Annotated in this window: 9 protein-coding genes; 1 reads left to right on the top strand and 8 read right to left on the bottom strand. The window is 69.8% G+C overall.

Features of this window, described 5'->3' with window-relative positions; translation table 11 throughout:
- The 8 genes from ACFW48_RS37215 to ACFW48_RS37180 all read right to left on the bottom strand — a co-directional run.
- On the bottom strand, positions 1-2195 hold a 2195-nt coding region (locus ACFW48_RS37215), incomplete at its 3' end, for a homocysteine S-methyltransferase family protein (protein WP_386322881.1).
- Complete coding sequence (locus ACFW48_RS37210) at positions 2192-3175, bottom strand: carbohydrate kinase family protein (RefSeq protein WP_386322879.1); 984 nt, start codon at positions 3173-3175, stop codon at positions 2192-2194. The genes ACFW48_RS37215 and ACFW48_RS37210, both read right to left, overlap by 4 nt.
- Before the next feature lie 59 nt (positions 3176-3234).
- On the bottom strand, positions 3235-4458 hold the full coding sequence (metK, locus tag ACFW48_RS37205; protein WP_386322877.1) for a methionine adenosyltransferase: 1224 nt from the start codon (positions 4456-4458) through the stop codon (positions 3235-3237).
- 75 nt (positions 4459-4533) lie between these two features.
- Entirely contained in the window at positions 4534-4695 is a 162-nt protein-coding gene (locus ACFW48_RS37200; RefSeq protein ID WP_386322875.1) for a hypothetical protein, read from the bottom strand.
- An 18-nt stretch (positions 4696-4713) separates the two neighbouring features.
- Positions 4714-5640 carry an alpha/beta hydrolase gene (locus ACFW48_RS37195; protein ID WP_386322873.1) on the bottom strand — a complete coding sequence of 309 codons (927 nt, stop codon included), beginning with the start codon at positions 5638-5640 and terminating at the stop codon, positions 4714-4716.
- Positions 5641-5685: 45 nt separating this feature from the next.
- Positions 5686-5868, bottom strand: a complete 183-nt coding sequence (locus ACFW48_RS37190) for a hypothetical protein (protein WP_386322871.1) — start codon at positions 5866-5868, stop codon at positions 5686-5688.
- Positions 5865-6176: an acyl-CoA carboxylase epsilon subunit gene (locus ACFW48_RS37185; RefSeq protein WP_386322869.1), complete on the bottom strand. Its 312-nt coding sequence runs from the start codon at positions 6174-6176 to the stop codon at positions 5865-5867. Before ACFW48_RS37185 ends, ACFW48_RS37190 begins: the two co-directional genes overlap by 4 nt.
- 129 nt (positions 6177-6305) lie before the next feature.
- The gene (locus ACFW48_RS37180) at positions 6306-7403 is read right to left on the bottom strand and encodes an NAD(P)/FAD-dependent oxidoreductase (protein ID WP_386322867.1); all 1098 of its coding nucleotides are present in this window, start codon (positions 7401-7403) and stop codon (positions 6306-6308) included.
- 258 nt (positions 7404-7661) lie between these two features.
- Between ACFW48_RS37180 and ACFW48_RS37175 the strand changes: the two genes are divergently transcribed.
- The gene (locus tag ACFW48_RS37175) at positions 7662-8114 is read left to right on the top strand and encodes a MarR family winged helix-turn-helix transcriptional regulator (protein WP_386322865.1); all 453 of its coding nucleotides are present in this window, start codon (positions 7662-7664) and stop codon (positions 8112-8114) included.
- Positions 8115-8140: the final 26 nt, after the last annotated feature.

The following is an 8140-nucleotide window of genomic DNA, read 5'->3' as shown; positions in this document are numbered from 1 at the left end:
GTGGCCAGCACGATCGTGCCCTTGCCGTCGTCGTCGGTCTTCTCCATGTGCGGCTCCAGGTGGGCCACCGCGGTCTTCATCACCTCGGCGGACTGCAGCACGAACGGCAGCTGCATCTGGCCGGAGCCGAACAGCTCACCGACCACCTTCATACCGTCCAGCAGCGTCTCGTTGACGATGTCCAACGCCGGACGCTCCGCCAGAGCGTCATCCAGATCCCGCTCCAGGCCGTTCTTCTCACCGTCGATGATGCGCCGCTTGAGCCGCTCATCCAGCGGAAGCGCCGCCAGCTCATCGGCCTTCGACGCCCGCAGCGACTTCGCGGTCGCACCCTCGAACAGCGCCATCAGCCTCTGCAGCGGGTCATACCCCTCACGGCGACGGTCGTAGATCAGATCCAGGGCAGTGGTCACCTGCTCCTCGTCGAACCGCGCGATCGGCAGAATCTTCGAAGCGTGCACGATCGCCGAGTCCAGACCCGCCTTCACACACTCGTCCAGGAACACGGAGTTGAGCAGGATCCGGGCGGCCGGATTGAGACCGAACGAGATATTCGACAGGCCCAGGGTGGTCTGCACATCCGGGTGGCGACGCTTGAGCTCCCGGATGCCCTCGATGGTCGCCACGCCGTCACCCCGGGACTCCTCCTGGCCGGTGCAGATCGTGAAGGTCAGACAGTCGACGAGAATGTCCGACTCGTGAATGCCCCAGTTCCCGGTCAGGTCACCGATCAGCCGCTCGGCGATCTCCACCTTCTTCTCCGCCGTACGGGCCTGGCCCTCCTCGTCGATGGTCAGCGCGATCAACGCCGCCCCGTGCTCCCGCGCCAGCCGGGTCACCTTCGCGAAACGGGACTCGGGACCCGCACCGTCCTCGTAGTTCACCGAGTTGATCACCGCCCGGCCACCGAGCTTCTCCAGCCCGGCCCGCAACACCTCGACCTCCGTGGAGTCCAGCACGACCGGCAGCGTCGACGCGGTCGCGAACCGCCCCGCCAGCTCCTCCATGTCCGCCACCCCGTCGCGGCCCACATAGTCCACGCACAAATCCAGCATGTGCGCGCCCTCACGGATCTGATCCCGGGCCATCTCCACACAGTCGTCCCAGCGGCCCTCCAGCATCGCCTCACGGAACTTCCTCGACCCGTTGGCGTTCGTCCGCTCGCCGATCGCCAGATAGGAGGTGTCCTGCCGGAACGGCACACTCTGATACAGGGAAGCCGCGCCCGGCTCCGGCCGCGGGTCACGGGCGGTCGGCGCGGTGCCGCGAACCCGCTCCACGACCTGGCGCAGGTGCTCGGGCGTGGTGCCGCAGCAGCCGCCCACCAGAGACAGCCCGTACTCGCGCACGAACGTCTCCTGCGCGTCCGCCAGCTCCGGCGCCGTCAGCGGATAATGCGCGCCGTCCTTGCCCAGCACCGGCAGACCGGCATTGGGCATGCACGACAGCGGGACACGCGAGTGCCGGGCGAGGTAGCGCAGGTGCTCGCTCATCTCCGCCGGACCGGTCGCGCAGTTCAGGCCGATCATGTCGATACCCAGCGGCTCCAGCGCGGTCAGCGCCGCACCGATCTCCGAGCCCAGCAGCATCGTCCCCGTCGTCTCCACCGTCACCGAGCAGATCACCGGCACGTCCAGCCCCAGGGCGTCCAGCGCCCGCCGGGCACCCAGCACCGACGCCTTCGTCTGCAGCAGGTCCTGCGTCGTCTCCACCAGCAGCGCGTCCGCGCCGCCGGCGACCAGGCCCTCGGCGTTGCGCTGATAGGCGTCGCGCAGCACGGCGTACGGGGCATGACCCAGGGTGGGCAGCTTCGTGCCCGGGCCCATGGAACCCAGCACCCAGCGCTGCCGACCGTCGCGGGCGGCGAACCCGTCGGCCACCTCACGGGCCACCCGCGCACCGGCCTCCGACAGCTCATACACACGCTCGGGAATGTCGTACTCACCCAGCGCCGAGTGATTCGCACCGAAGGTGTTCGTCTCCACACAGTCCACACCCGCCGCGAAATACTCCTCGTGCACCGAACGCACGATGTCGGGCCGGGTCAGATTCAAAACCTCGTTACAGCCCTCCAACTGCTGGAAGTCCTCCAGCGTCGGATTCTGCGCCTGCAACATGGTGCCCATCGCACCGTCGGCCACCACCACACGGGTGGCAAGTGCCTCACGGAGGGCGGTGACTCGGGACTGCATCATGGGGTGCCTTCCAGGGCCGGGGCGAGTTCCCGGGCCGCGTCGGTTCCGTAGGCGTGAGTGGCTGTGGACAGCAGCTGCTCGCGGTCGGTGGCGTAGGACTGTGAGCCGACCGTCGAGAGGGCCTGAGAGGCGAGCACGCATCCCAGGCGGGCGGCGGCCGGCATCGGCAGCCCGTTGCCGACAGCGGCGAGGAACCCGGCTCGGAAGGCGTCGCCGACTCCGGTCGGGTCGATGACCTGGGCGTCGGGAACGGCGGGAACGGTGAGCTGGGGGCCGTCCTTGTGGTCGACGCGCACGCCGGCGCCGCCCAAGGTGGTGATCCAGGTGCCGACCCGGGCGAGGACGTCGTCGCGTTCCCAGCCGGTGCGTTCGAGGAGCAGGGCGGCCTCGTACTCGTTGGTGAACAGCCAGCGGGCGCCGTCCACCAAATCGCGCGCTTCCGCGCCCTCCAGGCGAGCCAGTTGCTGGGAGGGGTCGGCGGCAAAAGGCAGTCGGAGTTCTCGGCACTCCCTGGTGTGGCGGAGCATCGCCGCCGGGTCGTTCGGACCGACCAGGACCAGATCGGGGCGGTCCCGCCCGGCGATGACCTGCCCGAGGTCGATGTCTCGGGCCTCCTGCATGGCGCCCGCGTAGAACGACGCGATCTGGTTGGCGTCCTCGTCGGTGATGCCCATGAAGCGTGCGGTCGCCCGCTCCGCGGAGACCCGGACGGCGCCGGTGTCGACGCCGTGCTCCTTGAGCCACACCTCGTACTCCGCGAAGTCGCTGCCCACGGCGCCGACCAGGAGCGGTCCCAGGCCGAGGCTGCCGAGGCCGAAGGCGATGTTGGCCGCCACTCCGCCGCGGCGCACCTCGAGCGCGTCGACCAGGAAGGAGAGCGAGACATGGGCGAGCTGGTCGGGGATCAGCTGGTCCCCGAAGCGGCCGGGGAAGACCATCAGATGGTCCGTGGCGATGGATCCTGTCACCGCGATACGCACATGAACTCCTGAGCTTCTGTCGGGTCGGGCGGGCGACTTGCTGCGGTCGGACTCCCGGGTCAGACTCCTGCGGCGGTCTTCAGCGCCTGGGCCCGGTCGGTGCGCTCCCAGGTGAAGTCGGGCAGCTCGCGGCCGAAGTGGCCGTATGCGGCGGTCTGCGCGTAGATGGGCCGCAGCAGGTCCAGGTCACGGACGATCGCGGCCGGACGGAGGTCGAAGACCTCGGCCACGGCCTGCTCGATCCGGGCCTGGGCGACCCTCGCGGTGCCGAAGGTCTCCACGAACAGGCCGACGGGCTCGGCCTTGCCGATCGCGTACGCCACCTGGACCTCGCAGCGGGTCGCCAGCCCGGCCGCGACGACGTTCTTGGCGACCCAGCGCATCGCGTACGCCGCCGAACGGTCCACCTTGGAGGGGTCCTTGCCGGAGAAGGCCCCGCCGCCGTGCCGGGCGTAGCCGCCGTACGTGTCGATGATGATCTTGCGTCCGGTCAGGCCGGCGTCGCCCATCGGGCCGCCGATCTCGAAGCGTCCGGTCGGGTTGACCAGCAGCCGGTAGTCCTCGGTCTCCAGCTTGATGCCGTCCTCCGCGAGCTGCGCCAGGACGTGCTCGACGACGTGGCGGCGGATGTCGGGGGTCAGCAGCTCGTCCAGGTCGATTCCGGCGGCGTGCTGCGAGGACACGACGACGGTGTCCAGGCGCACCGGCCTGCTGCCCTGGTACTCGATGGTGACCTGCGTCTTCCCGTCGGGCCGCAGGTAGGGGACGGTGCCGTTGCGGCGGACCTCCGACAGCCGGCGTGACAGCCGGTGCGCCAGGTGGATCGGGAGCGGCATCAGCTCCGGGGTCTCGTCGCAGGCGTAACCGAACATCAGGCCCTGGTCGCCCGCGCCCTGCCGGTCCAGCTCGTCGATGTCACCGCCTCCGGCGGCACCCCCGACCCTGCTCTCGTACGCCGTGTCGACGCCCTGCGCGATGTCCGGCGACTGCGCTCCGATCGAGACCGAGACGCCGCACGAGGCGCCGTCGAAGCCCTTCGCGGAGGAGTCGTAGCCGATCTCGATGATCTTGTCACGCACGAGCTGCGCGATCGGCGCGTACGCCTTGGTCGTGACCTCGCCCGCTATGTGCACGAGCCCGGTGGTGATCAGTGTCTCGACGGCTACGCGGGACGCCGGGTCCTCACGCAGCAGGGCGTCGAGGACCGTGTCGCTGATCTGGTCGGCGATCTTGTCGGGATGTCCCTCGGTCACGGACTCCGAGGTGAACAGGCGGCGGGACATGTCTCTCCAGAAGGTGAAGGCCGGCAACAGTCGGTGTGCGGGGCGGGCGGGTACGGGACCGCGACTCGCGGTGGTTCAGTCGAGTCCCCGGAAGATGCACGGGTCCGGGACGTCGTGCTCCTCCCCCGCCAGCAGGGCGGGCCGTACGACGACGGGCAGGAACCCGCCGGGCTCGTCGGCATCGCCCAGGAGCTCGTACGCGCGCTCCAGGCGGTGCTCCAGTACGTCGATACTCATCTCTGCCTGTCTCTCTGGTTACGTGGGTACTCCCGTGGGGGTGACGGCGCGGGCGCGCCGTTGGGCGGGTGCCGCGTCCCGGACGAGGAGGCATTCCTCCAGGAAGCCGAGGGCCTTGAGGTGGTAGGTCCGGGCGGCCCAGCCCAGGCTGAGGTTGTGCCCGGCGTCCGGCTGGTGGGCGATCACCACCCTCGACGCGGCGAGCGGCTGCCGCAGGGCGGCAAGTGCCTCGTCGTCCGAGAGCCACCACTGCTCCTGCTCGGCGAAGGTGAAGCGGACCGGTGTCCGTACCCTCCGGGCGATCTCCGGGTACATCTGCGGCCACTTCGGGGCCTCCAACGCCTCCAGTTCGGGGACCGGCGAGACCAGGTGCCGCCCCTGCCGGAAGGCGTCCGGGGGATAGAGCCGCAGCGAGCCCCAGTGCCGGCGCCAGTCACCGTGTCCGTTCAGGCCGGGGAGCTGACGGGCGCTCACCGCGAGCCGGCTGCCGAGGCCGGAGACGTCCAGCCCGAGCAGGGCGCGGCCGCGCTCCTCGGCGGCCGCTGCCAAGGCGAGCTTGCCGCCGTTGGAGTGGGCCACGACGAACAGCCCCGCACCGGTGTCGCGCGTTTCCGTGAAGGAGGCGAGTCCGTCGTGCAGGGTCGCCGCCTGATCGGTCAGTGACTGTCCTCGCGGAAAGTACGCGGCCGAACTGCCGTAGCCGGGGCGGTCGACGGCCAGGACCGTGTAGCCGAGGTCGGCGCCCAGCGTGAGCAGGGACAGTCCGGGGCGGACGCGGCTGTCGAAGTAGCCCGCACGCATTCCGCCGCCGTGCACCGCGACCACGACGGCCCTCGGGGGCCCCGGGCGCGCCTCGGCGACCAGACCCGACAGCGGGACCCCGCCGGCGTCGAGCGTGATCTCTCGGACCGCGGAGGTGGTGATGGTGTTGAGCGGCTGTGTCATGTGATCGATGGCTCCTGGCGCTGGAAGGCCGCGCGGTCGCCGCCCTCACTTCCTGGTCGTGACCAGGCACCACGCGATGCGGCGGCGCAGCAGTGAGCGGACCGGGACCCCGGGCCCGGCGGAGTGTGTCATCGGGCGCGCCTCCATGCCGGCGCCCGAGTCCCCGAGGCCGGCGGCGCCTACGGCGTACGGGGTGGTGCGCTGCTCCGGTACGCCGGGCAGCCTCATCGGCGGGGCGCGGTGTCGCGCCAGCTGCGCGGTGTACCGGGGCGGGTGCGGCGTTCGAGGCGGCGCCAGCACGCTGTGCGGCGGTCCGCCTGCTTGGCTTCCTCGTCCTGGCCCGGGAGTACGCCCGCGCGGGCGAGCAGCACCGCGGTGAGGGCGGCGAGTTCGACCTCGTCGGGGTTGCCCTTCTCTATGCGCAGGAGAGGCTGGGTGGTGCTTGTCGTGCCTGTGGTGCCTGTGGTGCTTGTAGTGCCGTCGGCCGGGGCGTCGCCGCCTGCGGTGCCCGCGTGGTCCCTGAAGGGTGGTGGCATGGCCTCGTCTCCGTGGTCTCAGGAACGGAAAACACGAACGCCGCGCGAAGTCGCCGGTCCGATGGCGGGGGAATTCCCAAAGGACCGGCGACTTCGCGCGGCGGGCTTGTGGTGCGGTGGTGCGACGGTTCAGTCCGCGGTGGGACCGAACTGCCCGATGAAGCGGCCGGTGAAGAGGTCCGCGCCCTTGTACTCGGAGACCATCGCGGCCGGGGCGACGAACGGGCCGTCGGGCGAGGGCAGCTGGCCGACACCGCCCTTGGGGCCGAGCGGGAGCAGAATCATCGGGAAAGGCAGCGGCTGGTAGGCGGCCGAGGGCTGCTCGCCCTTCAGCTGGGCGACGATGTTCTTGGCGACCACCTCGGCGTGCTGCATCGCGTAGCCGGCCATCTTGGCCTCCGCGACGTCGGTGATGTCGCCGACCGCGTAGACGTTCTCGTGGCCCTTGACGTTGAGGTTCTCGGTGACCGGGACCTGGCCCTGGGCGTTGCGGGTCGTGAGCTTGCCGTCGGCGAGGTAGTCGCTGTTGGTGCTCGTCCCGAAGGCGCGGAACCAGATGTCGGCGGTGATCTCGTCGCCACCGGTGGTGGTGACGGTGAACGTGCCCGCCTGCCCGGCCTCCGTGCTCGGAGACGCGCCCAGCGCGGTGCCGAGGCGCACCTCGACGCCCAGGGCGTCGAGCTGGCCGCGCAGGTCCTCGACGACCTCCGGCTTGAAACCGGGCAGCAGTTCCTCGGCCGGGTCGACGATGGTCACCTGTTTGTCCGGCCAGACCTCCTTGATCTCGCCGGCCAGTTCCAGACCGACCGGACCGGCGCCGAGGATCAGCACCTTGTCCGACTTGAGCAGTTCCGTGTGCGTCCTGCGGAGGTCGTCCCGCGCCTCGCTGACGGAGTCGGAGACGGGCTTGGCCGGGTACGCGTAGCCGGACCCGGTGGCCAGGACCACGTAGTCCGCCGCGATGTGCTCGCCCGAGGCGAGGGTGACGCCGTTGGCGTCCACGGAGACCGCACGGTCGCGGACGACCTTGCCCTTCGTGAGCAGCGTCTTGAAGGGGAAGAACATGTTGCCCGACCACTCGGGCTGGGTCAGCGCCCGCAGTGAGCCGGCCGCGTTGACGAACGCGTCCCGGGGGTCGACGAGGACGACGTCAGCCTCGGACTCCAGCGCCTTGGCGACCGCGGCGCCTCCGTAGCCACCGCCGATGACCGCGACCGTACGACTCATGTGATTCACGCTCCAAAGAGAAAATGCCCGGAGTTCGGACTACGAACAGTAGTGATTCGCAGTCCGAACCACAACCTGGAAAACTACAGAGACGCGTTAAATACATACAGGAATTCGTTACGCGCTTCAGGAATCAGTCAGACGACAGAAAGGCAGTCAATGCAGGTGAGGCGGGTTCAATCGCTCTACAGTTCACGTTGCGAACTTTTCACGATCACGTGATAGTCTCGGCCCGTGGGTAAGCATGATGAGGGCCAGATGGGGATTGTGACCGCGCTGGTGCGGTCCTCATTCCTGGTGAACGCTGTGTACGCCCAGTCGAGCCGCGAGCACGGCGTCACGCCGCAGCAGGGTCAACTGCTGTGCGTACTGATGGCGCAGCCGTACGGCATGGGCGAGCTGAGCACGATGCTGGGGCTGGCCAAGTCGAGCCTCACCGGACTGGTGGACCGCACGGAGAACAACGGCCTGGTGCGGCGCGAGGCGGACCCCCGGGACAGCCGCGGGGTGCGGGTCGCGCTCACCCCGCAGGGCGCGCGGCTCGTCGATCGCTTCTACACCGACGCCTGCCGGCGGATCGCGGAGCTGCCCGAGGGCCTCGACGACGGCGAGCGCGACGCGCTCGCCGGTCTGCTCGGCCGCATCGTGGTGGACAACAAGGTCCCCATGATCTTCGTGGAGCCGGACCCCTCGCCTCCGGCACACGACTGAGCCCGGGCCGTCCCCTTCCCCGGGTT

The organism is Streptomyces sp. NPDC058812, from assembly GCF_042744565.1.
Taxonomy (GTDB): Bacteria; Actinomycetota; Actinomycetes; order Streptomycetales; family Streptomycetaceae; genus Streptomyces; species Streptomyces thinghirensis.
Note: the sequence above shows the minus strand (reverse complement) of the source record. Positions and strands in the feature narration are given on the sequence as shown.

What these genes read in the sequence shown, in the direction of transcription:
- metK (WP_386322877.1), bottom strand. Translation starts at nt 4,458, where the DNA reads ATGTCCCGCCGCCTGTTCACCTCGGAGTCCGTGACCGAGGGACATCCC.
- ACFW48_RS37200 (WP_386322875.1), bottom strand. Translation starts at nt 4,695, where the DNA reads ATGAGTATCGACGTACTGGAGCACCGCCTGGAGCGCGCGTACGAGCTC.
- ACFW48_RS37195 (WP_386322873.1), bottom strand. Translation starts at nt 5,640, where the DNA reads ATGACACAGCCGCTCAACACCATCACCACCTCCGCGGTCCGAGAGATC.
- ACFW48_RS37190 (WP_386322871.1), bottom strand. Translation starts at nt 5,868, where the DNA reads ATGAGGCTGCCCGGCGTACCGGAGCAGCGCACCACCCCGTACGCCGTA.
- ACFW48_RS37185 (WP_386322869.1), bottom strand. Translation starts at nt 6,176, where the DNA reads ATGCCACCACCCTTCAGGGACCACGCGGGCACCGCAGGCGGCGACGCC.
- ACFW48_RS37180 (WP_386322867.1), bottom strand. Translation starts at nt 7,403, where the DNA reads ATGAGTCGTACGGTCGCGGTCATCGGCGGTGGCTACGGAGGCGCCGCG.
- ACFW48_RS37175 (WP_386322865.1), top strand. Translation starts at nt 7,662, where the DNA reads ATGGGGATTGTGACCGCGCTGGTGCGGTCCTCATTCCTGGTGAACGCT.